We start from the raw sequence: 25,428 nt of genomic DNA, 5'->3' as shown, positions 1-25,428 counted from the left end.
ACATCTGCTACTCACGAATGAGGGCGAATTACTCAACTTCCCTGCGTGACGGTCCCCGCATGGACGCAACACCATCGATATGCTGCGTCGATGAGCAGGTGGGAGTTCGTCGGCCGAACGGATGAACTCCACCGTCTGTTGTCGGCGATCGGTGGCCGGGACGGCCGAGGGCTGCTGTTCAGCGGCGACGCGGGCGTCGGCAAGAGCCGCCTGCTGCGGGAGGGGGTGGCGGCGCTCTCCCCCGAGCGCTACGCGATCTGGTCGGTCGCCGCCAGCGCCACCACGGCCGCCCTGCCCTTCGGCGGGCTGGTCCAGGTGCTCCCCGCCATCCAGCCGCAGGGCCTCTCCCCCGCCGGGATCCTGCGCTGGGGCGTGGACCTGCTCCAGGAGCAGGCCGCCGGCCGCCCGATCGTGCTGGCCATCGACGACGCGCACCTGCTCGACCCGCCCTCGGCGGCGCTTGTGCACCTGATCGCCCGCTCGGAGAACGCCCGGGTGATCGGGACGCTGCGCAACGGCGAGCAGATCCCGCTGCCGATCCGCGCCCTGTGGACCGACGACCTGGCCGACCTGGTCGAGTTGGGTCCGCTCGACCGTGGCGAGACCACCGGGCTGCTCGCCGCGATCCTCGGTGGCCCGGTCGACGCCGGCTCCTCCGACCGGCTGTTCCGGCTCTCCGCCGGCAATCCGCTGCTGCTGCGCGAGCTGGTGCTGGCCGCCGAGAGCGAGTGGCGCCGCACGTACGGGATCTGGAAGTGGACCGGCCGGCTGGAGCTGGCGCCCAGCCTCACCGACCTGATCGACGCCCGGATCGGCCAGCTCACCCCCGGGGTCCGGGCGGTGGTGGAGCTGGTCGCCTTCGGCGAGCCGCTGGGCCTGCACCTGCTTGAGCGGGCGGTCGAGCCGACCGACGTGGAGGTGGCCGAGGAGCGCGGGCTCATCGCCATGGTCCGCGACGACAGGCGGCTCGACGTCCGCCTGGCCCACCCGCTCTACGGCGAGGTGATGCGCCGGCACTGCCCGGTCAGCCGCACCCGCCGGCTCCAGGCCACCCTGGCCGGGCTGCTCGAACAGGTCGGCAAGCGCCGTCGGGACGACCTGCTGCGGGTCGCGGTGTGGCGGCTCGACTCGGGTACGGCGCAGAACGTGGAGCTGCTGCTGGACGCGGCGATGCAGGCGTTCGGCCGGTACGACGTGCCGCTTGCCACCCGGCTGGCCCGGGCCGCGCTCGAGGCCGGCGGCGGCACGGACGCGGCGGAGCTGCTGGCCACCATCCTGATGTTCGGCGACCGGCCGGAGGAGGCGATCAGGGTGCTCGACCAGGTCGCCGGGGAGATCCGCGACGACCGGCGCCGCAGCCGCTGGCTGACCGTCCGGGGCATGATCAGCTACTGGGGGCTCAACCGGGAGTCCACGGTGGAGGAGATCGCCGCCCGCGCCGGGGAGCTGACCGACCCCGCGGACCGGGCCCGGGTGCGCGCCTTCGAGGCCATCATGCGGCTGCACCGGCTGGACGTCGACGTCGCGGTGCGGCTGGCCCAGGAGGTGCTGGACCGTCCGGCCGCCCCGATGGCCGCCCGCGAACTCGCCCGGTGCACCCTCGCCCACCTGCAGGCCGCCCAGGGGCGATACCACCGCAGCGCGACCGCGATCGCCCGGGTGCAGGCCGAGGCGGCGTGCTGGCGGTCCGACATGCCATACCTCCAGCTCGCCATGGAACTGGCCCGGGGCACCCGGCTGGCGCTCTCCGGCGACCTGGCCGGCATCGACGCGATCGTCGCCGACGAGTTCGCCGACCTGGCCGGCGCCGGCGACTTCCGGCTCGGCACCGGCTACCTGGCCATCCTCCAGGCGTACGCGGCGCGACTGCGCGGGCGCGGCGGCGACGCGCTCAAGACCAGCCTGGGCGCCTGCGCGGTGCTCGCCACCAGCCGCGTCTACGCCGGCCTGGCCCACGCCGAGCGCGCCCAGGCCGCGGCGCTGCGCGGGGACGCGGAGCACGCGGCCGAGGCGATGGCCGAGGCGGACCGGACGCACGCGCCCGGGATGGCCGTCCTCTATCCGTGGCTGGAGCAGGCCCGGGGCGCGACGCAGGCGGCGGCCGGCGACGTGCCCGGCGCCGCCAAGCACCTCTGCGCGCTTGCCGACCGGCTGCGCGAGGACGGCCTCGCCGGTCACGAGCTGCTCGTCCTGCTCGACCTGGTCCGGTTCGACCAGGCCGCCGCGCCGGTGGGACCGACCTGCACCGACGGCGGCCGGCGCACGGTGGCGCAACGCCTGGCCGAGCTTTCCGAGCAGGTGGACGGCGTGCTGCCGCCGCTCGTCGCCCGGTACGGCCAGGCCGCGTTCCACGGCTCCCCGGACGACCTGCTCGCGGTGGCCGACGGCTTCGCCGACCGGGAGCTGGTCGTCTACGCGGCCGAGGCGACCGCCATGGCGCTGCACCGGATGCGGGACGCCCGGGCCGGCGCGGCCGGGCCGGCCCGGGAACGCCTCGCCGACCTGCTACGCCGCTGCGACGAGATCTCCACGCCGGCGCTGCGGCTGCTCCGCCCCGCGCTCAGCGACCGCGAGTGGGAGATCGCCCACCTCGCCGCCGAGGGGCTGACAAGCCGCGCCATCGCCGCCCGGCTCTATCTCTCCGCCCGCACCGTGGAGAACCACCTGCAGCGCGTCTACAGCAAACTCGGCGTCACCCGGCGCGGCGAGCTGCGGGCCGCGCTGCGCTCGATGCCGGGGCACGACGGCACGGCTCCGGCCTGAACTCTAGGCTGGAGTGGTGAGCACCCTTCGCCCCGCGCTGTTGACCGACCAATACGAGCTGACCATGGTGAGCGCCGCACTCCAGGACGGCACCGCCGACCGGCGCTGCGTGTTCGAGGTGTTCAGCCGGCGGCTGCCGGCCGGCCGCCGGTACGGGGTGGTCGCCGGCACCGGCCGGCTGATCGAGATGATCCGCGGCTTCCGGTTCGACCCGGCCGAGATCGACTTCCTCCGCCGCACCGGGGTGGTCGACGAGCGGGCCGCGCGGTGGCTCGCCGACTACCGCTTCACCGGTGACGTCGACGGCTACGCCGAGGGCGAGCTGTTCTTCCCCGGCTCGCCGATCCTCACCGTGTCGGGCACGTTCGCCGAGTGCGTGGTGCTGGAGACGCTCGTGCTGTCGGTGCTCAACCACGACAGCGCGATCGCCGCGGCGGCGGCCCGGATGGTCACCGCCGCCCGGGGCCGCGCGCTCATCGAGATGGGGTCCCGCCGGGCGCACGAGGAGGCCGCGGTGGCCGCCGCGCGGTCGGCGTACCTGGCCGGGTTCCGGTTCACCTCGAACCTGGCCGCCGGGCAGCGCTACGGCATCCCGACCGCGGGCACCGCCGCGCACGCGTTCACCCTGCTGCACGACGACGAGCGGGCGGCGTTCGCATCCCAGGTGGCCACCTTGGGCAAGGACACCACGCTGCTTGTCGACACGTACGACATCGCCCAGGGCATCCGCAACGCCATCGCGGTGGCCGGCCCGGAGCTGCGGGCGGTCCGGATCGACTCCGGTGATCTCGCGGTGATCGCCCAGCAGTCCCGCGAGCTGCTCGACTCGCTCGGCGCCACCGAAACCAAGATCATCGTCTCCGGCGACCTGGACGAGTACGCGATCGCCTCACTCGCCGCCGAGCCGGTGGACATGTACGGCGCCGGCACCGCCGTGGTGACCGGCTCCGGCGCGCCCACCGCCGGCCTGGTCTACAAGCTGGTCGAGGTGGAGGGGCGGCCGGTGGTCAAGCGCTCCGAGCACAAGGCCACCATCGGCGGCCGGAAGGTGGCCGTCCGCCGGCACAAGCCCACCGGCACCGCCACCGAGGAGATCATCGTCCCGCAGGGCGTGCCCGACCGGCAGCCGAACGACAGGCTGCTCCAACACACGTACGTGGTGTCCGGCGAACCGGTGTCGCTGCCCACCCTGGATGAGTCCCGGGAGCACCTGCGGCAGTGCCTGATCTCCATCCCGTGGGAGGGGCTCAAGCTCTCCGGCGGCGACCCGGCCGTTCCGGTGACCGTCGTACCCGCGACCTGAGGAGGATCGACCAGATGGCGAACGCCCTGATCATCGTGGACGTGCAGAACGACTTCTGCGAGGGCGGCTCCCTCGCGGTCGGCGGCGGGGCCGGGGTTGCCGGCGGCATCTCCCGGCTGCTCGCCGCCGAACCGGGCCGCTGGGACCACGTGGTCGCGACCAAGGACTACCACATCGACCCGGGCGCGCACTTCGGCGACCCGCCGGACTTCGTCGACTCCTGGCCCCGGCACTGCGTGGTCGGCACGTCCGGCTCCGAGTTCCACCCCGAGCTGGAGACCGGCCGGGTGGAGGCGGTGTTCCACAAGGGCGAGCACGCGGCGGCGTACTCCGGTTTCGAGGGGCACGCGCCCGACGGCGAGGGCCTGGCCGACTGGCTGCGCCGCCACCACGTGGACCGGGTCGACGTGGTCGGCATCGCCACCGACCACTGCATCCGCGCGACCGCGCTTGACGCCGCGCGGGAGGGCTTCCGCACCACCGTGCTGCTCGACCTGACCGCCGCCGTCGCGCCGGCCACGCTCGACGTGGCGCTGCGTGCGCTCGACGGCGCCGGGGTGACCATGGTGGGTGAGCCTGTGATCAGGGCCGCTTGACCGGCTAATCGCTTGCGACTGTCGTACCCGACGCCCAGGATGGCGCGGGAGGTACGGCGTCGTGAACCTGAAGCCCTACCGGGAGGCGCTCGCCCTGCCCGGCCTGCGGTCGCTGCTGCTGGTGTCGGTGCTGGCCCGCATCCCGCTGACTGCGGTCGGGGTGACGCTCACCTTCTACGTGGTGCTCGACCTGGGGCGGGGCTACGGCGCCGCCGGCCTGGTCGGCGCCGCCGCGACCGTCGGCGTCGCGCTCGGCGCCCCGCTGCTGGGCCGGCTTGTCGACCGCCGGGGGCTGCGTCCGGTGCTGCTGCTCACCACGGTCGCCGAGAGCGTGTTCTGGGCCGCCGCGCCCGCCCTGTCCTACCCGGTGCTGCTGCCCACCGCGTTCCTGGCCGGGTTGCTCGCCCTGCCGGTCTTCTCGGTGGTCCGCCAGTCGATCGCCGCACTGGTCCCGGCGGAGCAGCGCCGCCCGGCGTACGCGCTGGACTCGATGTCGGTGGAGCTGTCGTTCATGGTCGGCCCCGCCCTCGCGGTGGCCCTGGCCACCGCCGTCAACCCACGCCTCACGCTCTGGGCGGTCGGCGCCGGGATCGTCGCCTCCGGTGTCTGCTTCTGGCTGCTGGATCCGCCGACCCGGGCCGCCGACGAGCCGGCCGGCGCGCCGGCCGCGGTGCCCCGCCGGGAGTGGCTCACCCCGCGCCTGCTCGCCGTGCTGGCGGTCAGCTTGGCCGCCACGCTGGTGCTGGGCGGCACCGACGTGGCAGTGGTGGCGGTGCTCCGCGCCGGCGGCGAGGTCGGCTGGACCGGCGCGGTGCTGGCCGCCTGGGCGGTCGCCTCCCTGGTGGGCGGCTTCGCCTACGGCGCGGTACGCCGCTCGTTCTCGCCGCTGGCGCTGATGGCGGCGCTGAGCCTCACCACGATCCCGGTGGGCCTGGGCGGTTCGCACTGGTGGCTGCTCTGCCTCGCGCTGATCCCGACAGGTGCGCTCTGCGCGCCCACCATCGCGTCCACCGCGGACGCGGTAAGCCGACTGGTCCCGGCCGGCGTCCGTGGCATGGCCATGGGACTGCACGGTTCCGCCGTCACCGTCGGCATCGCCCTGGGCGCGCCGCTCGCCGGCGCGGTGATCGACGCCTCCGCCCCGGCCTGGGGCTTCGCGGTGACCGGAGCGATAGGCGTCCTGGTGGCCCTGGCGGTGCTCCCGGTCGAGCTACGCCACCGCCGCGCCCTGCCCACGACGACCCCCGACCCCGACCTGGCAACCGCCACCCCCTGATCCGCTCCGCCGGGCGGCTGGTTACAGGTTCGACACGGAACGCGCGGGTGGGACCACTGTGGGTGGGGGGTGTGAGTGACTATGGGAGCGTTCCCAAATCGACGGGAGGAACGCCGTGACGCGCATCGTTTTCCGCCTGGTCGCACTCGCCCTGGTCGCGGTGTCGGCCGCCTGCGGCGAGGCCACGCCGGCGCCCCGACCGACCGGGCTCGGCGTCGGCGTCGGCTGTCCCGCGTTGGCCGACAGCGGCAGACAGGTCGTGTTCGGCGACGAACTCCAGGCCGAGCTGGGCGGCGTCCTCCTCGGTTCCGGCCCCACCGGCGTGGTGCTGGCGCACATGGCCGCCGGTGACGTGTGCCAGTGGCTGCCCTACGGGCGGGAGCTGGCCGACCGCGGCTACCGGGTGCTCGCCTTCGACTTCGCCGGTTCCGAGGGCTCCCGAGCGCACGGAGTGACATTGGCCCAGCAGGTCGCGGCGGCAGCCGGCGCGCTACGGGCGGACGGGGCCAGCCGGATCGTGCTGGCGGGCGGGTCGATGGGCGGCAGCGCGGTGCTGGCCGCCGTGCCGACCCTCGATCCCGCGCCGGTCGCCGTCGTCGCGCTCTCCCCACCGACCGGCTATGGCGACGCCGACGCCCTCGCGGCCGTCCCGAAGATCACCGTGCCGGTCTTCTACGGCGTCGGGGAGCTGGAGACGAGCTTCGCGAAGTCGACCCGCCAGTTGCACGACGCCACCCCGCGCACCACCACCCGGCAACTCGTGCTCGCGCCCACCGCCGCGCACGGGGTGAACCTCGTCGTCCTGGAGACGGGCGGCGACGTCGACCTGCGCGACCGGCTGGCCCAGTTCCTCGCCACCCACGCCCCGCCCGGCTAACCACCCCACCCCACCCCGGCCCCAGCTCGCGATCATGAGGTTGACGGCAAGGTCGCCTCCGACATGTCGCCGCCAACCTCATGATCGCCCGGTTGCCGCCGGGGAGGCGGGCAGGTTCGGGTCGGTTGTTTCTTCGATCTTGGACTTGTGGTGCCAGGATTTGCCGGTTTCGAGGTGGTATCGGAGGTGCCACAAGTCCAAGATCGGCGGCGCGACCGCCCCTCCTGGGGGGTGAGAACGGGGGTGAGAACACTACGGGCGCCGCGACCCGGGAGGGGTGCGGCGCCCGTCGCGTCGTTCGGGGCGGAACGGTGTCAGCGCTGGTCGAGGTTGCCCGCGGTGTCCTCCCGGTAGCTGGCGCCACCGTTGACCTCGCTGCTCAGCGGCTTGGCACCGCCCTCGGGCGGGCCGGCCACGCTCTGCCCGGCGGCCAGCTCGGGGAACTTCAGGTCGAAGGCCGGCCGCTCGGAGCGGATCCGCGGCATCCGGTCGAAGTTGCGCAGCGGCGGCGGGCAGCTCGTGGCCCACTCGAGCGAGTTGCCGTGGCCCCAGGGGTCGTCGACCTCGACCACCGGGCCGGTCTTGTACGACTTCCAGCAGTTCCAGATGAACGGCAGGGTCGAGATGCCGGTGATGAACGCGCCGATGGTGGAGACCATGTTCAGCGGGGTGAAGCCGTCGTCGGCCTGGTAGTCGGCGTACCGGCGGGGCATGCCCTCGGCGCCGAGCCAGTGCTGCACCAGGAACGTGGTGTGGAAGCCGATCACGGTCAGCCAGAAGTGAATCTTGCCGAGCCGCTCGTCGAGCATCCGGCCGGTCATCTTCGGGAACCAGAAGTAGATGCCGGCGAAGACGGCGAACACGATGGTGCCGAAGAGCACGTAGTGGAAGTGCGCCACCACGAAGTAGGAGTCGTGCAGGTGGAAGTCGATCGGCGGGCTGGCCAGCAGCACACCGGTCAGGCCGCCGAAGAGGAACGTCACCAGGAAGCCGATGGCCCACAGCATCGGCGTCTCGAAGCTGATCTGGCCCCGCCACATGGTGCCGATCCAGTTGAAGAACTTCATCCCGGTGGGCACGGCGATCAGATAGCTGAGGAAGCTGAAGAACGGCAGCAGCACCTGGCCGGTGGCGAACATGTGGTGTGCCCACACGCTCATCGACAGGGCGGCGATGGCGACGGTGGCGGCGACCAGGCCCTTGTAGCCAAAGATCGGCTTGCGCGAGAAGACCGGGATGATCTCGGTGATGATGCCGAAGAACGGCAGCGCCACGATGTAGACCTCGGGGTGCCCGAAGAACCAGAACAGGTGCTGCCACAGCATCGGCCCGCCGGTGGCCGGGTCGTACACGTGCGCGCCGATGATGCGGTCCGCGGCGAGCGCGAACAGCGCGGCGGCCAGCAGCGGGAAGACCAGGATCGCCAGCAGGCTGGTGACGAGCATGTTCCAGGTGAAGATCGGCATCCGGAACATGGTCATGCCGGGGGCGCGCAGGGTCAGGATCGTGGTGATCAGGTTGACCGCGCCGAGGATGGTGCCCAGACCGGAGATGGCCAGGCCGACCACCCACATGTTGGCGCCGACGCCCGGCGAGTGCTCAGCGGTGCTCAGCGGCGTGTAGGCCGTCCAGCCGAAGTCGGCCGCGCCACCGGGGCTGATGAAGCCGGCCACGGCAAGCGTGCCACCGAAGAGGTAGAGCCAGTAGGCGAACGCGTTGAGCCGGGGGAACGACACGTCCGGCGCGCCGATCTGGAGCGGCACCACGTAGTTCGCGAAGGCGAACACGATGGGCGTCGCGAAGAACAGCAGCATGATCGTGCCGTGCATGGTGAAGAGCTGGTTGTACTGCTCGGGCGACAGGAACTGCAGCCCCGGTCGCGCCAACTCGGCGCGCATGATCAGGGCCATCAGGCCACCGATCATGAAGAACGCGAACGCGGTGACCATGTACATGATCCCGATCTGCTTCGCGTCCGTGGTGCGCAGCAGCCGCGCGATGGCCGACCCCTTGACCGGCTCGCGGACCGGCCAGGGCCGGGTCACGACCGGCTTGGGTGCGACGGTGGTCACGAGTGGCCTCCGGTTCTGGGTTGTCCCGCTCGGCGCGCTGGTCATCGGCGCAGCCGTCATCCGCAAGGAGGATAGTCCCCGGTAGGTGACCCCGCCCCCGGGGGTGGGCGGCTACGATCTTCGACCTTCTAGGGCGGGCCGGTGAGGAGCCGGTAGTGCTCTCCGAAGATCCGGCCGCCGCGTCCGCGCAGCAACGGATCGCGCAGCGCCGGCGGCACGTCGCGGGTGCGGTTGCGGTCCCGGGTCCGGTCCCGCACCCAGCGGGTACGCGGCCGGCGGCGACTCTCGTACGCGATCAGCGCGGCCTCGACGCTGCCGGCCGCCTTGAGCGACTCGGCAAGCACGACGGCGTCCTCCAACGCCATCGCCGCCCCCTGCGAGAGGGTCGGCGCGGTGGCGTGAGCGGCGTCACCGACGAGCAGCACCCGGCCGTGGAACCAGCGTCCCAGCTCGACCTCCTCGGTGCGGTCCACGTGCACCGTCTCCAGCGCGGCGAGCACCTCGGGCACCGGCCCGCCGTAGCCGTCGAACAGCTCGTGCATCCGGGCCAGCGGGTCGGCCGGCAGGGTGGTGCCGGCCTCGTCGGCATAGCAGTAGAGCCGGCCGGCGCCGAGCGGCACCATCAGGAAACCGGCCCGCTGGCCGAGCAGCGCGGTCCAGTCGGCGACCGGTGGGCCGCCGTGCACGACGGCGCGGTAGATCACCTGCCCGGCGGGGCGGGGCGGCCCGCCGAGGGCGGCCAGGGCGCGCACCGCGGAGCGCGGCCCGTCCGCGCCGACGACCAGGTCGTACTCCCCGCCGGTGCCGTCGGTGAAGCCGACCGCGACGCCGCCGGGCAGCGGCTCGACGGTGCTCACCTCGGCGCCGTGCCGGACGGCGCCGCCGGCGCCGGTGAGCAGCACCCGGTGCAGCTCGGCGCGGGGCAGGGCCCGGCATTCGCCCACCCCGGCCCAGAGCGCGTCCAGGTCCACCTCGCACAGCGGCGCCCCGTCGGCGTCGAAGAAGCGCTGCCTGTGGATCACCTGCCCGAGCGGTCGCAGCGGCCCGTCCAGGTCGAGCCGGCGCATCGCCCGGGCCGCGTTGCCGGGGAGGTAGAGGCCGGTGTCGACGCGTTCGGTGGGTGGCAGCCGCTCGGTGACGTCCGGCCGGAACCCCGCCAGGCGCAGCGCCCGGGCCACGGCGAGGCCGGCGATGCCGGCGCCGACGACGAGGATGCGCAGGGGAGAACCACCCATCGTGGGGTACGCCTCCGGAGGGGGTCGGAACGCGTCGGAGGCAAGACACTACTCGCCGCAACCAGGCGGCGGAAGTGCCGGTCGGCCCTGGTTGACCCGCCGATCGTGCAACGTAACCCCTGATCTTAACCGGTTCATTTGCGGCAGAGTTTCAAACATGTAAATCTATGCTGGTCCATGGGAGCGCTCCCGCACGTATCCCCCGACCGACCGGCGCCCCCGCGCGCCGACCCAAGGAGCATCATGAAGCGTCCACTCAGGGCCCTCGCCGCGGCCGGTCTTCTGGTCGCCGGCACCGTCGTCGCCGTCGCCCTCGGCGGCAGTGCCTCCGCCGACACGCAGATCTGCGAGCAGTACGGCTCGACCACCGTCGGCGGCCGGTACGTGGTCCAGAACAACCGCTGGGGCACCAGCGCCCAGCAGTGCATCAACGTCACCTCGTCCGGCTTCTCCATCACCCGGGCGGACGGCTCCGCGCCGACGAACGGCGCGCCGGTCTCCTACCCGTCGATCTTCTTCGGCTGCCACTACACCAACTGCTCCCCCGGCACGAACCTGCCGGCCCAGGTCAAGAACATCAGCAGCGCGCCGAGCAGCATCAGTTTCAACTACGTCGGCGGCGCGACCTACGACGCCGCGTACGACATCTGGCTCGACCCGTCGCCCAAGAAGGACGGCGTGAACCAGATGGAGATCATGATCTGGCTCAACCGGCAGGGCTCGATCCAGCCCATCGGCTCCCCCGTCGGCAACACCAACATCGCCGGCCGGAACTGGGAGGTGTGGCGGGGCAGCAACGGCTCCAACAACGTCATCTCGTACGTGGCGCCGTCCGCCGTCTCCAGCTTCAGCTTCGACGCGATGGCGTTCATCAACGACACCCGCAACCGGGGCGCGATCACCAACGACTGGTACCTGACAAGCGTCCAGGCCGGCTTCGAGCCGTGGCAGGGCGGCGTCGGGCTGGCGGTCACCTCGTTCTCGCAGAGCGTCAACCTCGGCGGCAACAACCCACCGCCCACCAACGGGCCGACCACGCCGCCGCCGTCGGGCAACGCCGCCTGCACCGTGACCTACAAGGCCAACACGTGGAACAGCGGCTTCACCGCCGACGTGACGGTCAAGAACACCGGCAACAGCACCATCAACGGCTGGACGATGAACTACAACCTGCCCTCCGGGCAGACGATCACCAGCTCGTGGAACGCCACCGTGACGCAGAGCGGCTCGGCGGTGACCGCGCGGAACCTCAACTACAACGGCACGCTGTCCCCCGGCGCGTCGACCAGCTTCGGCTACCAGGGGAACCTGAACGGCAGCTACTCGTCGCCGAGCAGCTTCACCCTCAACGGCACCACCTGCGCCCGGGGCTGACCCGCGGCGCGTCACGGGGCGCGGTCCGCACCGGACCGCGCCCCGTCGCGTACGCCGGCTCAGCCGGCGAGGGCGTCGATGTCGCGCATCTCCTCGGCGGTGAGCGAGAACCCGAACACGTCGGCGTTGGCCCGGATCCGCTCCGGCGTGACCGACTTCGGGATGACCACGATCTCGTGGTCGATGTGCCAGCGCAGCACCACCTGGGCCGGCGAGACGTCGTGCGCCTGGGCGACGCGGACCAGCACCGGGTCGGACAGGTCGCTCGTCGCGAGCGGGCTGTAGCCCTCAAGCGCCACCCCCCGGTCCCGGTGGGCGACGTGCGTACGCCTGTCGTACTGCGACGGGCTCCAGCGGATCTGGTTGACCGCGGGCGTCTCCTCGGTGGCCTGGATCAGCTCGTCGAGCTGCGCGATCGAGTAGTTGCTCACCCCGACGGCACGGGCCAGGTCCTCGTCCCGGGCGGCGAGCACCTCCCGCCACAGCGGGATGCTGTCCCCCGGCGCCGACGGCGGCCAGTGCACAAGCCACAGGTCGACGTACCCGACACCCAGCGCGGCGAGGCTCGCCTCGATGGTCTCCCGCTCCCTGCCCACCCGGTCCGGCGGCAGCTTGGTGGTGATGAAGAGGTCCTCCCGGCGCAGCCCGCTCTCCGCGACCGCGCGCCCGACCTCCTTCTCGTTGCCGTACATCGTGGCGGTGTCGAGGTGCCGGTAGCCGGCGTCCAACGCGGCCAGCACGGCCTGATAACCGTCCTCGCCGGTGGCCCGCCAGGTGCCGAAGCCGAGAAGCGGGATCCGCACGTCACCGGGGAGCGGCAGGGTGGGCTGGTCGAGGTCCATGCCGACGGTTCTACCCGTGATCGTCGCCGCCATGCCGGCAGGTGGGTCGGGTCTGACGGAGAATGCGGGAATGGCGGACCGGCTGGAGGAGTACCGGCGCAAGCGGGACGCCGCGCGTACCCCGGAACCGGTGCCCGAGCGGCCCCCCGGCCGGAAGCGACAGGCGCGGCGCGCCCCCCGCTTCGTCATCCAGCAGCACCACGCCCGCAGCCTGCACTGGGACCTGCGGCTGGAGCACGACGGCGTGCTGGCCTCCTGGGCGGTGCCACGCGGCCTGCCCCGCGACCCGGGCCGCAACCACCTCGCCGTCCACACCGAGGACCACCCGATGGAATACCTGACGTTCCACGGCGAGATCCCCGCCGGGGAGTACGGCGGCGGGCGGATGACGGTCCACGACACCGGCACCTACCGCGCGGAGAAGTGGCGCGACGACGAGGTGATCGTGGTGCTGGACGGACGGCGCACGAAAGGGCGGTACGTCCTGTTCGCCACCGGCGGCCGGGGCCGGGACTGGATGGTCCGCCGCACCGACCCGGCGCCCGCGGGCTGGACACCGATGCCCGACCTGGTCCGTCCGATGCGCGCCGCCGAGGGCCGGCGGCTGCCGCGCGACACCGACGCCTGGGGGTACGAGCCGCGCTGGGCGGGCACGCGGGCGATGGCGTACGTCTCCGGCGGCCGGCTGCGGCTGCTCGACGGCGACGACGCGGAGATCACCGCGGCGTACCCGTGGTTGCGGGCCATGGCCGAGGAGTTGGCGCCCACCGAGGTGGTGCTGGACGGCGTGCTGGTGCGCAGCGACCCGGCCGGCCGGGTCAGGCCGCCCAGCAAGCGGGACGGCCAGTTCCTCGCCGTCGACCTGCTCTGGCTGGAAGGCGTGACCAGCCTGGACGTGCCGTACGCGCAACGCCGCGAGCTGCTCGACTCGCTGGCGCTCGCCGGCCCGCACTGGCAGACTCCGCCGTGGTTCCCGGGGGTCGGCGCGGACGCCCTGCGGGCCGCCCGTGAGCAGGGGCTCCCGGGAGTGGTGGCGAAGCGCCTCGACTCCCCGTACGAGCCGGGCCGGCGCAGTCGGCACTGGCTGAGCATCGACGCGAGCTGAGGACCACCGTGCACCTGACGCACCTGGAGTGCCCGCGCTGCGGCCTGGAACACGCCGCCGACACGTTGCAGAACCTGTGCGGGTGCGGCTCACCGCTGCTGGCCCGCTACGACCTGGCCGCGGTCGCCGCCACGGTGGCCCCGGAGCAGTTCGGGCTCCGCCCGGCCGACCTGTGGCGCTACCGGGAGCTGCTGCCGGTGGCCGATCCCCGGTTCGTCACCACGCTCGGCGAGGGCTGGACCCCACTGTGGCGCGCACCGGCGTACGGCCACGAGATCGGCGTGACGGATCTGATGGTCAAGGACGAGGGACTGACCCCGACCGGGTCGTTCAAGGCCCGGGGCGCGGCGGTCGGCGTCAGCCGGGCCCGGGAGCTGGGCGTCGAGCGGATCGCCATGCCGACGAACGGCAACGCCGGGGCGGCCTGGGCGACGTACGCGGCCCGGGCCGGCATCGGCGCGACAATCGCCATGCCGTTGGCCGCGCCCCCGACCTGGTGTAAGGAGGGGCCCCTTCTTAACGCTTCCGGTAGAGGAGGGGCCCCTTCTTAACACGAGACACGAGACACGAGCGCGTCAGGACGTCGGCGGCTCGTCCTTGCCCGCCTCCTCGGCGGCGTCCGCCTCCTCCTTCGTCCGGTGCACCGCGCCGTCGGCGTGCTCCGGCGGCCCGTAGACGGTGTAGAGCACAAGCGGGTTCGGGCCGGTGTTGACGAAGTTGTGCTTCGTGCCGGACGGCACGACCACCAGGTCGCCGGCGACGACCTCCTTCTTCTCCCCGGCCACCCGCGCCTCGCCGGTGCCGCTGACGAAGGTGAGGATCTGGTCGATGCCCTCGTGGACCTCCTCACCGATCTCGCCGCCCGGCGGGATGGTCATGATGACCAGTTGCGTGTGCTCCCCGGTCCAGAGCACGCGGCGGAAGTCGGGACTCTTCTCGGCGACGGTCGCGATCGTGAAATGCTCCATGGCCCGGTCATACCCCGTTCGCGCGCGCGCCACGCCGGGAGTGACAGATGGCGGAATTCCCCACGTCGGGCAGGTTTGGATCCGCTCCGGACGGGCAACTGCCGTCGACAAGACCGGTGCGGGCTGGGCCGGTCGAGCCAGGTCCCCGCTGACGTACCGCCGTACGGCTGCGACGGTGGGAGACGGCCAGAGCGCGGCGACGCTACGACCGGACGGTCGTGCGGCGCCGTGCGCTCGTTGCGCCGCGATCAGGCGAGGACGGTCAGGTGGAACGGGCGGTCCGCGTGCCCGCTCGCGGCGTGCGTCTCGACGAAGACCGCGTTGGCGATGCCGGCCCGGGGCGCCACGGTGAGCACGCCCTGCTGGGCGAGCCCGCCGCCGGTGGCCGGGCCCACCGTGCCGACGTACGCCGCCCGGGCGACGTCCTGGTCGAAGGCGACCTGGTACATCCCGGCGGCGAGCCGGGTGGCCGACGTGGCGCCGAGGCCACGGATCAGCGTGCCGTTCGCGTCGACCACAGCGAACAGGACGCGGGCGGTCGCCGGCAGCCCGGCCGACCCGTTCGAGTTGATCTCGGTGTCGACGCGCGCGACCTCCGGCACGCCCGGGGTGGGCTGGCCGCTCGCTCCCCTCCTCGGTCTGGGGCTGGACATCGTGGTCCCCTCTCCCACCGGTACGCCGGCGGAAGGCGTTCGCGGTGCGCCAGGCGATCAGCGCCGATCACTCTCCTGCTTCCGACGCTATGCCGGCGCATCGCCCACCAACCACTGCGAGCACTGTCCGATCAAGGACACTCAACGGCCTTGAGCTGGGAAAACGTCAGTCATCCGCGTCGCGGGTCGGCACCTGGTCGCGGCAGCGCAGCCGAAGCTCGTACTCCTGCCCGCCGCCCACGAAGCGCACCTCGACGTGATCGTCCGGCCCCGCCTCGGCGTCCTTCGTCCGATAGCCGGGCGCCGGGGACCAGGTCAGCACATGAACCCCGCCGGGCACGCACTCGGCGAGCACGCTGCCGCCGGGCGTCACGAAGTCGCGCCGGGCGCCGGTCGCGGCCGGCGCGCCCGACCGCGGGCCGGCCATCGTCGCCGTCGCGGCCGGGTCCGCGCCGGTCGGGCTCGGCACACCCGGATCGGGTACGGCGAGCGCCCGCGCCACGTCCCGCTCGTCGCGCACCCCGCCCGCCGTACCGGTGATGCCCGCGCCCACCAGGTCGACGGCGGCCAACCCGACAAGCGTGGCGGCGACGGTGGTGGCCAGCCAGCCGGCGACGGCGAGGAGGGTACGGCGGTCCATGCCCCGAGTGTGCCCCGCGACCGGGTTGGGCGGGTCGTTGGGCAACGCTAAGGTCCGGTTAAGGGGCCTCGGCGGCGACCCGGGCGGAGGCTACTCTGCCTTGCGTGGCGCGCCTGCTGCTCATCGAGGACGACCTGACCATCCGCACTCCGCTGCTGCGCGCCCTACGCGAGTACGGGCACGCCGTGGCGGCGGCGTCGACCGCCCTGGGCGGGCTGCGCGACGCCCTGGACGACCGACCCGACCTGGTGGTGCTCGACCTCGGCCTGCCCGACCTGGACGGCGGCGAGCTGCTGCGGATGCTGCGCGCGGTGAGCGCGGTGCCGGTCGTGGTGGCGACCGCCCGCGACGACGAGGTCGAGATCGTCCGCCTGCTCGACGCGGGCGCCGACGACTACCTGGTGAAACCGTTCACCGCCGCCCAACTGGACGCGCGGGTCCGCGCGGTGCTGCGACGCACGGCCGGCGGCGGCCCGACCGAGACCGCGCTCGTGGTCGGCGGGCTGCGGATCGACAGGCGCGCACGCCAGGTCACGCTTGACGGCGCGCCGGTGGAGCTGACCCCCCGCGAGTTCGACCTGCTGCACCACCTGGCCGGCCGGCCCGGGCAGGTCGTCACCAAGCGGGAACTGCTGACCGAGGTATGGCGGATCCCGTACGGCGGGGCCGACAAGACTGTCGACGTGCACCTGTCCTGGTTGCGCCGCAAGCTCGGCGAGAGCGCCCAGGCGCCGCGCTACCTGCACACGGTGCGCGGCGTCGGGGTGCGGCTGGACGTGCCGGGGCGGGACGGATGAGGGGCCGGTTGACCCTCCTGGTGGCGGCCGTCGGGGTGCTCGTCATGATCGCGTTCCTGGTGCCGCTTGCGGTGCTGGTGCGTACCGTCGCCGCGGACCGCGCGACCGCCCGGGCCACCGCCGACGTGCAGCGCCTGGTCGCGGTCGTCGGCACGGCCGCACCGGAGACCGTCAGGCTGGCCGTGGACCAGCTCGCCACCGACACCGGCCGCGAGGTGAGCGTCTACCTCGCCGACGGGACCGTGCTCGGCGCGCGGGCGCCGCGTACCCCGGCGGTCGCGCTCGCCGCCCGGGGGCAGAGTCTGACCGTCGAGTCCGACGCCGGGCGGGAGGTGGTCGTCGCGGTGCAGGGCCGCGCCGAGGGGACCGGAGTCATCCGTACCGTCGTCCCCCCGGCCGAGCTGACCGCCGGCGTGACCCGTGCCTGGCTGGTCCTGGCGCTGCTCGGCGCGCTGCTCGTGCTTGTCGGCCTCGTGGTGGCCGACCGGTTGGCCGGCACCCTGGTGCGGCCGATCTCGGCGCTGTCCGCCGTCTCCCACCGGCTCGCGAACGCCGAACTCGACGCCCGCGTCGAACCGGCCGGGCCGGCCGAGCTGCGGGAGGTCGCGGGCGCGTTGAACCACCTCGCCGAGCGCATCCAGGTGCTGCTGCGCGAGGAGCGCGAGCAGGTGGCCGACCTGTCCCACCGGTTGCGTACCCCGTTGACGGCGCTGCGGCTGGAGGCCGAGTCGTTGCGGGACCGGGACGACGCCGCCCGGCTGACCGCCTCGGTGGACGGCCTGGAACGGGCCGTGACAGGCGTGATCCGGCAGGCCCGGTGGCGCAGCACGGCGGCGGCCGGGGGCCGCTGCGACGCGGCCGACGTGGTCGCCGAGCGGGTGACGTTCTGGTCGGTGCTCGCGGAGGACACCGGCCGCGTCGTGACCCTCGACCTCGCCCCCGGCCCGCTGCCGGTGCGCCTGGGCGGTGACGAACTGGCCGCGGCCGTGGACGCGCTGCTGGGCAACGTGTTCGCCCACACGCCCGACGGCACCCCGTTCACGGTGCGGCTCGCGGCCGACGACGACCAGGCAGCGCTGACCGTGTCCGACAGCGGCCCGGGGCTGCCACCCGGCCCGGTGCGGCGGGGGGCCAGCCGGGCCGGGTCGACCGGGCTCGGTCTGGACATCGCCGAGCGGGCCGCCCGCGCGGGCGGCGGACGGCTGGAGCTGTCGACGAATGCGGGCGGCGGGGCCCGGGTGGTGCTCCGGCTCGGCGTCGCGCGTCCACACTGACCCCTCGCCGCCCCCACCCCACCCAAGCCCGCGCCCCACCCGAGCCCCGCCCGCGCCCGCGCCCGCGCCCCGCGAGGGCGAGAGCGGCTACCGACCGACGGAGCGCGTCACGCTTCTGGGAGTCGGTGAGATCTTGGTACGAAATAGCCCCTCTGGGGGCGTTTTCGTACCAAGATTCACAGCGGTCCGGGACTGGAGGATCGATCTCGTGAAGGGTTGTCCTCCGGGCAACCCTTAACCCGGCCTTGTCTTTCGGCTAGCGCGACGCTCACCGTCCGGCGCCCATCGTCGACGGCAGGAATCGAGGAAAGGTGACGACCATGCGACGAACTTCCCTGGTGCTGGCGGCGGCCGGTGGCGTCGCCGTGCTGGCGGTTACCGGCGCGGCGCTCGGCGTGACCGCGGCGGACCGGTCCGGCGGACGTCCCGCCCCGGCCGCCGTGACGGTGGCGGACGACCCGGCCCGGGCCGGTGGCGGCGACTCGGCCGGAACGACGTCCGGCGAGGACAACCCAGCCCGGTCGACGAACGGGGGCGAGGACAACCCGGCCCGATCGACGAACGGGGGCGAGGACAACCCGGACCGCTCCGCGAACGGAGGCGAGGACAACCCGGACCGCTCCGCGAACGGAGGCGAGGACAACCCGGACCGGCACGGGACGGCCGGCGACGGCCCGGCCCCGGCGGGTCCGGGCGGCGAGGACAACCCGACCCGGCAGGGCCGGGACGACGACGGCACGGGCAGCGCCCCGACCGCCGGCCGGGCGGTGAGCCGGCAGCGGGCGGCCGAGGTGGCGCTGGCCCGGACCGGAGGCGGCCGGGTCACCGAGATCGAGGCGGAGACCGAGCACGGCCGTCCGGCGTGGAGCGTCAAGGTCGTCCACGAGGGATGGCGGCACGAAATCAAGGTCGACCGGGGCACCGGCGCGGTGCTGGAGGCCGAACGGCAGCGGGCCGGCACGGACGACCGGGGCACGGACGACCGGGGCGACGACCACGGACGCGGTCGCGACGGCGACCACGGCGACGACGACTGACGTGGGGGCCGGAGGGCCGGGTGCGGAGACGTTTCCGCACCCGGCCCGTCCGTGGTCACCGCAGCGTGCAGCGCAGCTCGGCCGGCGCCTGGTTGTCACCGGAGCCGACCAGGCCCCAACTTGTGGAACCGCCGGCCGGCAGGGCGCCGTTCCAGGCCGCGTTCGTGGCGGTCACCCGCGCGCCGGACTGGGTCGCGACGGCGTTCCACGCGTTCACCAGCCGCTGCCCGCCGGCGAAGACGACCTCGCTGCTCCAGCCGGTGGCGGCGGACGTGCCGGTGTTGCGCACGGTCACCTCGGCCTGGAAACCGCCCGCCCACGCGCCGGTGACCGTCCAGGTCGCCGCGCAGCCCGCACCGGACGGGGGCGGGGTGCCGGTGGGCGTCGGGCTGGGCGAGACGGAAGGGCTGGGCGAGACCGAGGGGCTGGGCGAGACGGAAGGGCTGGGCGAGACCGTCGGGCTGGGCGAGGCGGTCGGTGACCCCGTCGAGCCGGCCGACGTGGTGTAGGTGACCGCCGTGTACGCGGCCGAGCAGGTGCCGCCGCACGAGGCCGGCAACGAGAACCGGTACGCCCGGCCACCGTTGATCAGCGCGCCGGTGACGTCCCGCACCCGGATCTGGAAATCGGTGCCGCCGGCGGCGGTGGCGCCGAGCACGTACGCCTGGCCCATGTCGCTGTTCATGGTGGCGGCCCGCCACACCCCGTCGGCCAGGTACTCCACGCCGTGGATGCCGTTGGCCAGGTGGGAGACCGCGATGGCCGGCCAGTAGCGTTGCGCGCCACGCAGGAACGCGATCCGGATGTCGCCCGAGTAGCCGGGCGCCGGCACGAACGACCAGGAGACCCGGCGGTTGTTCCAGTGGTTCGGATAGAGGTCGCCGACCGGGACGCCGTCGCGGGCGAAGCGGTTCAGCGAACCGGTGGACAGGTCCAGGTGGTTGCGGTCGTCCCGGCACCAGGCGTTGCCGTCGCCGCAGGAGTCGGCGACCACCATGGTCAGGGTTGCCCCGTTGTAGCCGTCGGCGACCCAGGATCCGTTGCGGCAGAACGGTTGCCCAGGCGCGCCGTCGTTGGTGCCGGTGCAGCGGTCGCCGATGGTCACCCGGACGAACCGGCCGCAGTTGAGGCCGTTGTTCCACAGCCCGATCCGGTCCGCCTGGGCCGGTGGCAGCGGACGGGCCGGATAGGACGTGTAGTCGCCGGGCATGTCGTAGACGTTGAGCGCGACGAAGTCCGGCGCGTCCAGTTCGGACTGCGGCAGGCCGCAGCCGCCGTACGGGGAGCCGAGTCCGTCGAAGTGGGTGGCGTTGCCGGTCACCGGCGCGGGCGGGTCGTCGACCGCGAGCGCGGGCAGTTGACCGGCGACGAGCAACGCGGTCGCGGCGGCGGCCAGGGCCGCGGCGAGCCGGAGGCGGGACTGCGGGGTCATGGGTTGGCCTTCCAGGCGGGCCGACCCGTGGCACGGGACGGCTCAGGAGTGGTGGTTGCCCGTCCTGCCCGGCCGTGCCCGCTCGACCATGCCACCACCGCGACGCTCGGTGTGTCAATGTCACAGGAGTCGCCCGCGCGACCAGCCGGTGACGCAGAGCAATCGAGCCGCTACATTGAAGTATGGTCCTCGCACCCGAAGGCCGACCGCCGGACCCGATCTACCGTCCCGTGCTGTCCGGCCGGCGGGGTGAGTTGGAAGCTCTCACCCACCTCGACGACGCCGTCGCCGCGCTGCTCGCACCGGTCGTCGACGTACCCGTGAACGATCCGGGCACGGTCGACGCGCTCAGGCGGCTGCCCGCCGGCGTCCTGCCCGCCGTGGACGTGTCGGCATTGCCGGACGCTCCGGAACACGATCCGGTGCGATGGGGCGTACCCGTGGTGCCGGTGATCGGCCTCGCGGAGAGTGACCGACGGCTGGCGGCCCACGGGACGGCGGCCCGAGCCTGGGCGGGGCGGGCGGTGGTCCGGCTGCGAACCGGCCCGGACCGGGTCGGTCCGGACGCCGCCACGGCCGCCGTGGAGCGGGTGTGGCGGTCGACCGGGCTGGTGCCGGAGCAGTGCGACCTGCTGCTGGACGCGGGTGACGTGTGCTGCCTGGCCGACGTCCGGCTGGCCGAGCCACGGGTGCGACGCGCGGCGCAGTGGGCCCGGCGGCACGCCTGGCGTTCGGTGACCATGGCGGCGGGCGGGATGCCGCCGACGCTGACCGGGCTCCCGACCGACGAGCCGGTTCGCCTCGACCGCTACGACTGGCTGCTCTGGCAGCGCCTGGACGACCTGCGACTGGGGTACGGCGACTACGGCGTGGGCTGCGCGGTACGCGGCGCGGACGCCCCGGGCGACCGGCTGCCGACGCTGCGCTGGACGGCGGGCGGCGCGTGGTGGATCTACCGCTGGTGCCGGCGGGGCGGTCGGGGCGACGAGCGCTTCGCCGACCTGTGCCGCACGCTTGTGGCCGCTCCGCACTGGCCGGCGACCGGCGCCGGCTTCTCCTGGGGCGACCATGAGGTTCTGCGCCGGGCCCGGCGCGGCGCCGGGGCGGGCTCGGAGGCATTCTGGATCGCCTGGAGCACCTCGCACCACCTGGCGTACGTGCTTGCCGCGCTGGCCCGGGCGGACCGGGAGCCGCGCGGCTCCTGGCGGGCCGACCAGGACGCCCCGGAGCGGGGGCGTGCCGGCCGGCCGCAGCGTGGCGGCGCGTCCCGCCGCGCCGGCTGAGTCACTCCTGCTCGGTGAAACCGAACTGGACGACGCCCTCGTCGTCGACGACCGCGTCGACCGACGTGTCGTTGAGCAGTTCGGCGGCGTCGGAGTCCAGGAAGATCCGCGCCCCCTCGGTGTCCACCACCTGGTCGCCCTGCACGGGCTGCGGCACCAGTTCGATGGAGAGCGAACCGGCGTCGGTGTTGGCGGCGATGCGCAGCCCGCCCCCGTCGGCCAGGTCCTGCTGGGCGGCGAGGTCACGGATCACCAGGACGGCGTTGTCGGTCATGGTCAGCATGGCGGAACTCCTCGTGGCTGGTGAGAATTCGCGGGCGACTCGGCCCACGCGGTCGGCTCGTCACCGACAGAAGCGGACGAAACGTCGTTCGCCGCACGGAAGCGGGGCGGTCGGACGGCCCCTCCCTTCCCACCGTGCCCCCTGCCGGTGGATCCGTCAAATAGAGCGACGTGATCGGCCGCGGTTGGCGTGAACAGGCGTTTTCCCTCCGGTCGGGTCGGCCGGTCCATAAGCTCGGGGCCATGGACGACCCACGCAGGTACGCCGCCGAGTTCCTCGGCTCGCTGCTGCTGATCTTCTTCGGGGTGGGCAGCGCCGTCTTCGCCCGGGTGCAGGGCGGCGTGGTGGTGGTCGCACTGGCCTTCGGCTTCACCATGCTGGCGCTTGTCTACGCGCTGGGGCCGCTCTCGGGCAGCCACATCAACCCGGCGGTGACGCTCGGCGTGCTGCTCTCCGGGAAGATCTCCCCGCTGGGCGCGGTGGCGTACTGGATCGCGCAGTTCGCCGGCGCCACGGTGGCCGCGTTCGTGATCTGGGCCCTCACCCGATGGGGCGACGTGGTCGACCAGACCGGCGCGCTCGGCACCAACGGGTACGGCGCGCACATCAACCTGGGTGGCGCCGCCGTGCTGGAAACGGTGCTGACGTTCCTGTTCGTCCTGGTGGTGCTGGTGGTGACCGGTCGCGGCGAGCACGCCGCGTTCGCCGGGGTGCCGATCGGCCTGGCCCTGGCCGCCGCGCACCTGGTCGGGCTCACCCTGGACGGCACCTCGGTCAACCCGGCGCGGTCGTTCGGCCCGGCGCTGTTTCAGGGCGGCAGCGCACTACGCCAACTCTGGGTCTTCATCGTCTTCCCGTTGCTGGGTGGCGCGCTCGCCGCCCTGGTCGCGCCGCTGGTCCTGCGCCCGGGGGCGGGCGGGCACGGCCCGGGGGAACGGGTGGTCACGCCACGCCCCTGAGGCCGGCACCGACGCTCAGGCGCCGGGGCGGTAGGGGTGCGGCTCGGCGGTGGGGTCGCCGCGCTCGACAAGCGCGTCGATCTCGGCCGGCGGCAGCCCGCGCAGCGCCAGCACCCGCCGCCCCCAGCGATGCAGCCGGCACGGGTGCGGGCTGGCGTCGTTGCGGCAGATCGTCCCGCCCGACCAGGTCCGTGGCGCGTGCACGACCACCGCCCGGACCGCGAACTGGACATCCTCGACCGTCACGTAGGGCGGCAGCGGAATCTCCCGCAACACGCCGCCGTCGGCGGGCGGGCGGACGGGGGCGACGGGCGCGAGGCGACTCATCGGTCAAGCCTCCACAGAGGATGGTCGGACGGGACATCGGAAAGGTACGACGCCCGGCCCGGCCCGCGACGGACAAACTGTCCCGGCGGCTCAGCCGAGCTGGGCCCGCATCCGGGCGGCGCTGCGCGTGGCATCGTAGTCCGGACCCGACGCCGTCGATGATGATCAGGTCGCCCTCGATGTGCCGCGTCCGCGGAGGGCGGCGGTCAGCGCAGTGCCACGGCCTGGAGGCTGACGTTGCCGCACTGCCCGAGCGACTCCTCCACGGTCCAGATCACCAGCACCTTCGCGCCGCGCGGCGCCCGGAACCGGAGGGTGAAGTCGGCGGTCAGCGCGGTGTGCGGGTCCTCCATCCGGATCGTGCTCACCGGGCCACCGGCCACCCGCACGTCGAGCCGGCCGCGGGCCATCCAGAGCCCCGCGTAGAGGTGCACGGTGCGCGGTTGGCCGTTGCCGGCCACCGTCAGCCGGAAGCCGTTGCCCCGGTCGCAGGTGTACACCCCGGACATGGTGCCGCTGTCCGAGGCCACCGGGACGCCGTCACGCCAGGCGTACTCCTCCGGGTTGTTGCGGTAGCGCACCCGCTTCCCCCGGCCGCCCTCGTCCCGGATCTCGCCGGAGCCGCCCTTCTTGCGGACCGTCCGGTCGGCGCCGAGCAGTCCCCACTGGACCCAGTCGACGGCGCCCACGGCAGTGAGGTCGACCAGGGCGGGCACCTCGGCGCGGCTGACCGCGACGGTCGGTGGCGCCACCGTGGGCGAGGCCACCGTGGACGGTGACGGGCTCGGCGACGGCGTCCGCTGCCGCGGTCGCAGCCCGGGAGTGGCGACCGCGCCGTCACCCTCGCTCGGCAGCCCGACCCGGCCGGTCGGCGCCACCGGCAGCATCGCGTTCTCCTCGCGCGGCGTGTCGTGCCGCTCGGTGCCGAGGTAGGCCACAAGTGCCGCCAGGCAGAGGAACGCGGCCAGGCCCTCAAGCACCAGCCGCCGTCGGCGTCGCAGCCGGCGCAACGCGGACCGGGTACGTTGGCGGCCCTCTCGGTGCGAGCCGGGGCCGGATCGCGAACGGTCCTCCTCGCCCACCACACCCTCCGCTTCGTGTCACGCGGCACCGCCGGAAGCGGCCGGAGCGCGACGGGCTTCACGCTGTCACCGGCCGGCCCTTTGCGCCATATGTGAACCGACGGGCGTTTCCAGTTCGTTACCAAGAGGTAGCTGAGTCGGCGGTCAGCTTACCGTGATCGCTTCCAACGACACCCCGTCGTTCTGCCCGCCGGTCACCGAGAGCGCCCGCCAACTGATCAGCAGCCGCTCGCCGCGCGGTGCCCGGAAGTGGATGACGTACTGGTAGAACTGGTCGCCCCGGGCGAGGGCCACCTCCCGCACGGCCGGGTCGCCGCCGCCGGAGAGCGAGACGTCGAGCCGCGCCCCGGCCGAGAAGACGCCGACGAACAGGCGTACGGTCCGCAGGTCCCCGCTGCCGGTCACGGCGAGCGTGAACCTCTTCCCGGCGCCACGTTGGAAGACGCCCGCCCGGGTGCCCTCCTGCCGCGCCACCGGGGTTCCGTCGGTCCAACTGAGACCCGACACCCCGGCGTTGTGTTCCAGCCGCTCCCCGCCCGGGTCCTCGATCTCACCGGTGCCGCGCTGCTTGCGTTGCACGCTGTCCGCTCCGGTGCCGCCCCAGTGCCGCCAGTCCCGCGTACCGAGCAGGGTGAGCGACGCCGACGGCGGCACCGACTGCTGGTCCAGGTTGAGCAGCGGCCCGCCGGGCAGGGCCGGGTCGCCGGTGACCGGCACGACCGTGGGGGGCGCCGCGGTCGGCACCGGCGTCGAGATCGTCGGCGCCGCCACCGGCGCGGCGCTCCGCCGACGCTCCGGCGGCGCCGGTGACCGGACGGAGTAGGCAAGCGCCACCACCGAAACGGTAAGCGCGGCGGTGGCCAGGACGACCCGCCGGCGCCGACGCCGGACCCGGGCCGCGCCGACGCGGGTGGGCGCGGTCCCGGCCACCGGCCGCGCCGCCGGCCGGAGACTCCGGGGCAGCCGGGTGGATGCCGCGCGCAGCCGGGTCGCGAACGGGCCGGCCAGTCCGGCGAGCCGCGCCCGGAGGCTCTCCGGAGCGGTGTGCCGGCCGGGTGTCACCTGTCGCCCGCCGCCGGCCGGCCGGGGCCGACCCGGGGCCCGCGAGACGGCCCGGCCGGGCCCCGGCGGCCGTCGGCCGGGTGCCGGACCGGCCACGTCGAGCCCGATCGGAGCGGGCCCGACGAGCGGAGGCACAACCGGCGGAGGGCCGGCCAGCGGGGGGCCGGCGGGCGAAGGTCCGACGAGCG

23 protein-coding genes and 1 pseudogene are annotated in these 25,428 nt (G+C 73.8%); 13 read left to right on the top strand and 11 right to left on the bottom strand.

Translation table 11 applies throughout. The annotated features are described in order from the left end of the window. The first annotated feature begins 90 nt into the window (after positions 1–90). The 5 genes from SM450_RS02790 (at position 91) to SM450_RS02770 (ending at position 6,815) form a co-directional block, all read left to right on the top strand. Complete coding sequence (locus SM450_RS02790; protein ID WP_474618047.1) at positions 91–2,763, top strand: LuxR C-terminal-related transcriptional regulator; 2,673 nt, start codon at positions 91–93, stop codon at positions 2,761–2,763. Positions 2,764–2,779: 16 nt separating this feature from the next. Continuing rightward, complete coding sequence (locus SM450_RS02785) at positions 2,780–4,066, top strand: nicotinate phosphoribosyltransferase (protein ID WP_474618046.1); 1,287 nt, start codon at positions 2,780–2,782, stop codon at positions 4,064–4,066. 14 nt (positions 4,067–4,080) lie between these two features. Further along, positions 4,081–4,662 (top strand): isochorismatase family protein, encoded by a 582-nt coding sequence (locus SM450_RS02780; RefSeq protein ID WP_474618045.1) that lies wholly within the window; start codon positions 4,081–4,083, stop codon positions 4,660–4,662. A gap of 61 nt (positions 4,663–4,723) precedes the next feature. After that, on the top strand, positions 4,724–5,938 hold the full coding sequence (locus SM450_RS02775) for an MFS transporter (RefSeq protein WP_474618044.1): 1,215 nt from the start codon (positions 4,724–4,726) through the stop codon (positions 5,936–5,938). Between the two features lie 115 nt (positions 5,939–6,053). Further along, on the top strand, positions 6,054–6,815 hold the full coding sequence (locus SM450_RS02770; protein WP_474618043.1) for an alpha/beta fold hydrolase: 762 nt from the start codon (positions 6,054–6,056) through the stop codon (positions 6,813–6,815). Positions 6,816–7,129: 314 nt separating this feature from the next. Here SM450_RS02770 and ctaD read toward each other — a convergent pair whose 3' ends face one another. Together ctaD and SM450_RS02760 are read right to left on the bottom strand one after the other, a co-directional pair. Then, complete coding sequence (gene ctaD / locus SM450_RS02765) at positions 7,130–8,887, bottom strand: aa3-type cytochrome oxidase subunit I (protein WP_474618042.1); 1,758 nt, start codon at positions 8,885–8,887, stop codon at positions 7,130–7,132. 128 nt (positions 8,888–9,015) lie between these two features. Next, positions 9,016–10,122 carry an FAD-dependent monooxygenase gene (locus SM450_RS02760; protein WP_474618041.1) on the bottom strand — a complete coding sequence of 369 codons (1,107 nt, stop codon included), beginning with the start codon at positions 10,120–10,122 and terminating at the stop codon, positions 9,016–9,018. 243 nt (positions 10,123–10,365) lie between these two features. Between SM450_RS02760 and SM450_RS02755 the strand changes: the two genes are divergently transcribed. Beyond that, positions 10,366–11,496, top strand: a complete 1,131-nt coding sequence (locus SM450_RS02755) for a glycoside hydrolase family 12 protein (RefSeq protein ID WP_474618040.1) — start codon at positions 10,366–10,368, stop codon at positions 11,494–11,496. 59 nt (positions 11,497–11,555) lie between these two features. On the opposite strand, the gene SM450_RS02750 is transcribed toward SM450_RS02755, so the two are convergent. Next, the gene (locus tag SM450_RS02750) at positions 11,556–12,338 is read right to left on the bottom strand and encodes an aldo/keto reductase (protein WP_474618039.1); all 783 of its coding nucleotides are present in this window, start codon (positions 12,336–12,338) and stop codon (positions 11,556–11,558) included. A 70-nt stretch (positions 12,339–12,408) separates the two neighbouring features. Here SM450_RS02750 and SM450_RS02745 point away from each other — a divergent pair, with 70 nt between their 5' ends. Beyond that, positions 12,409–13,443 (top strand): DNA polymerase ligase N-terminal domain-containing protein, encoded by a 1,035-nt coding sequence (locus SM450_RS02745; protein WP_474618038.1) that lies wholly within the window; start codon positions 12,409–12,411, stop codon positions 13,441–13,443. 8 nt (positions 13,444–13,451) lie between these two features. Next, a pseudogene (locus SM450_RS02740) lies at positions 13,452–13,949 on the top strand (pyridoxal-phosphate dependent enzyme); the annotation flags it as partial. Positions 13,950–14,018: 69 nt separating this feature from the next. Here SM450_RS02740 and SM450_RS02735 read toward each other — a convergent pair. The 3 genes from SM450_RS02735 to SM450_RS02725 form a co-directional block, all read right to left on the bottom strand. Further along, positions 14,019–14,411, bottom strand: a complete 393-nt coding sequence (locus tag SM450_RS02735; RefSeq protein WP_474618037.1) for a cupin domain-containing protein — start codon at positions 14,409–14,411, stop codon at positions 14,019–14,021. A gap of 248 nt (positions 14,412–14,659) precedes the next feature. Continuing rightward, positions 14,660–15,064 carry a hypothetical protein gene (locus tag SM450_RS02730; protein WP_474618036.1) on the bottom strand — a complete coding sequence of 135 codons (405 nt, stop codon included), beginning with the start codon at positions 15,062–15,064 and terminating at the stop codon, positions 14,660–14,662. Between the two features lie 166 nt (positions 15,065–15,230). After that, positions 15,231–15,704: a septum formation initiator gene (locus tag SM450_RS02725; RefSeq protein ID WP_474618035.1), complete on the bottom strand. Its 474-nt coding sequence runs from the start codon at positions 15,702–15,704 to the stop codon at positions 15,231–15,233. A 104-nt stretch (positions 15,705–15,808) separates the two neighbouring features. Here SM450_RS02725 and SM450_RS02720 point away from each other — a divergent pair, with 104 nt between their 5' ends. The 3 genes from SM450_RS02720 (at position 15,809) to SM450_RS02710 (ending at position 18,812) form a co-directional block, all read left to right on the top strand. Continuing rightward, on the top strand, positions 15,809–16,501 hold the full coding sequence (locus tag SM450_RS02720; protein ID WP_474618034.1) for a response regulator transcription factor: 693 nt from the start codon (positions 15,809–15,811) through the stop codon (positions 16,499–16,501). Next, on the top strand, positions 16,498–17,775 hold the full coding sequence (locus SM450_RS02715; RefSeq protein ID WP_474618033.1) for a HAMP domain-containing sensor histidine kinase: 1,278 nt from the start codon (positions 16,498–16,500) through the stop codon (positions 17,773–17,775). The genes SM450_RS02720 and SM450_RS02715 overlap by 4 nt, the downstream gene beginning before the upstream one ends. A 320-nt stretch (positions 17,776–18,095) precedes the next feature. Further along, positions 18,096–18,812 carry a PepSY domain-containing protein gene (locus tag SM450_RS02710; RefSeq protein WP_474618032.1) on the top strand — a complete coding sequence of 239 codons (717 nt, stop codon included), beginning with the start codon at positions 18,096–18,098 and terminating at the stop codon, positions 18,810–18,812. A 55-nt stretch (positions 18,813–18,867) separates the two neighbouring features. On the opposite strand, the gene SM450_RS02705 is transcribed toward SM450_RS02710, so the two are convergent. Next, entirely contained in the window at positions 18,868–20,244 is a 1,377-nt protein-coding gene (locus tag SM450_RS02705; RefSeq protein ID WP_474618031.1) for a cellulose binding domain-containing protein, read from the bottom strand. A gap of 182 nt (positions 20,245–20,426) precedes the next feature. Between SM450_RS02705 and SM450_RS02700 the strand changes: the two genes are divergently transcribed. Beyond that, positions 20,427–21,527, top strand: a complete 1,101-nt coding sequence (locus tag SM450_RS02700; RefSeq protein WP_474618030.1) for a beta family protein — start codon at positions 20,427–20,429, stop codon at positions 21,525–21,527. Position 21,528: 1 nt separating this feature from the next. Here SM450_RS02700 and SM450_RS02695 read toward each other — a convergent pair whose 3' ends face one another. Continuing rightward, entirely contained in the window at positions 21,529–21,810 is a 282-nt protein-coding gene (locus SM450_RS02695; RefSeq protein WP_474618029.1) for an iron-sulfur cluster biosynthesis family protein, read from the bottom strand. 242 nt (positions 21,811–22,052) lie between these two features. Between SM450_RS02695 and SM450_RS02690 the strand changes: the two genes are divergently transcribed. Beyond that, positions 22,053–22,769 carry an MIP/aquaporin family protein gene (locus tag SM450_RS02690; protein WP_474618028.1) on the top strand — a complete coding sequence of 239 codons (717 nt, stop codon included), beginning with the start codon at positions 22,053–22,055 and terminating at the stop codon, positions 22,767–22,769. Positions 22,770–22,784: 15 nt separating this feature from the next. Here SM450_RS02690 and SM450_RS02685 read toward each other — a convergent pair whose 3' ends face one another. The 3 genes from SM450_RS02685 to SM450_RS02675 form a co-directional block, all read right to left on the bottom strand. Beyond that, on the bottom strand, positions 22,785–23,096 hold the full coding sequence (locus tag SM450_RS02685; RefSeq protein ID WP_282287093.1) for a hypothetical protein: 312 nt from the start codon (positions 23,094–23,096) through the stop codon (positions 22,785–22,787). A gap of 206 nt (positions 23,097–23,302) precedes the next feature. After that, positions 23,303–24,178, bottom strand: coding sequence for a hypothetical protein (locus SM450_RS02680; RefSeq protein ID WP_474618027.1), 876 nt, complete (start codon positions 24,176–24,178; stop codon positions 23,303–23,305). 144 nt (positions 24,179–24,322) lie between these two features. Further along, entirely contained in the window at positions 24,323–25,240 is a 918-nt protein-coding gene (locus SM450_RS02675; RefSeq protein WP_474618026.1) for a hypothetical protein, read from the bottom strand. Between the last annotated feature and the right edge of the window lie 188 nt (positions 25,241–25,428).

Source organism: Micromonospora marincola, from assembly GCF_056150385.1.
This window is presented reverse-complemented; position numbering and strand designations above follow the sequence as displayed.

What these genes read in the sequence shown, in the direction of transcription:
- SM450_RS02790 (WP_474618047.1), top strand. Translation starts at nt 91, where the DNA reads ATGAGCAGGTGGGAGTTCGTCGGCCGAACGGATGAACTCCACCGTCTG.
- SM450_RS02780 (WP_474618045.1), top strand. Translation starts at nt 4,081, where the DNA reads ATGGCGAACGCCCTGATCATCGTGGACGTGCAGAACGACTTCTGCGAG.
- SM450_RS02760 (WP_474618041.1), bottom strand. Translation starts at nt 10,122, where the DNA reads ATGGGTGGTTCTCCCCTGCGCATCCTCGTCGTCGGCGCCGGCATCGCC.
- SM450_RS02755 (WP_474618040.1), top strand. Translation starts at nt 10,366, where the DNA reads ATGAAGCGTCCACTCAGGGCCCTCGCCGCGGCCGGTCTTCTGGTCGCC.
- SM450_RS02750 (WP_474618039.1), bottom strand. Translation starts at nt 12,338, where the DNA reads ATGGACCTCGACCAGCCCACCCTGCCGCTCCCCGGTGACGTGCGGATC.
- SM450_RS02745 (WP_474618038.1), top strand. Translation starts at nt 12,409, where the DNA reads ATGGCGGACCGGCTGGAGGAGTACCGGCGCAAGCGGGACGCCGCGCGT.
- SM450_RS02735 (WP_474618037.1), bottom strand. Translation starts at nt 14,411, where the DNA reads ATGGAGCATTTCACGATCGCGACCGTCGCCGAGAAGAGTCCCGACTTC.
- SM450_RS02730 (WP_474618036.1), bottom strand. Translation starts at nt 15,064, where the DNA reads ATGTCCAGCCCCAGACCGAGGAGGGGAGCGAGCGGCCAGCCCACCCCG.
- SM450_RS02725 (WP_474618035.1), bottom strand. Translation starts at nt 15,704, where the DNA reads ATGGACCGCCGTACCCTCCTCGCCGTCGCCGGCTGGCTGGCCACCACC.
- SM450_RS02715 (WP_474618033.1), top strand. Translation starts at nt 16,498, where the DNA reads ATGAGGGGCCGGTTGACCCTCCTGGTGGCGGCCGTCGGGGTGCTCGTC.
- SM450_RS02710 (WP_474618032.1), top strand. Translation starts at nt 18,096, where the DNA reads ATGCGACGAACTTCCCTGGTGCTGGCGGCGGCCGGTGGCGTCGCCGTG.
- SM450_RS02705 (WP_474618031.1), bottom strand. Translation starts at nt 20,244, where the DNA reads ATGACCCCGCAGTCCCGCCTCCGGCTCGCCGCGGCCCTGGCCGCCGCC.
- SM450_RS02700 (WP_474618030.1), top strand. Translation starts at nt 20,427, where the DNA reads ATGGTCCTCGCACCCGAAGGCCGACCGCCGGACCCGATCTACCGTCCC.
- SM450_RS02695 (WP_474618029.1), bottom strand. Translation starts at nt 21,810, where the DNA reads ATGCTGACCATGACCGACAACGCCGTCCTGGTGATCCGTGACCTCGCC.
- SM450_RS02690 (WP_474618028.1), top strand. Translation starts at nt 22,053, where the DNA reads ATGGACGACCCACGCAGGTACGCCGCCGAGTTCCTCGGCTCGCTGCTG.
- SM450_RS02685 (WP_282287093.1), bottom strand. Translation starts at nt 23,096, where the DNA reads ATGAGTCGCCTCGCGCCCGTCGCCCCCGTCCGCCCGCCCGCCGACGGC.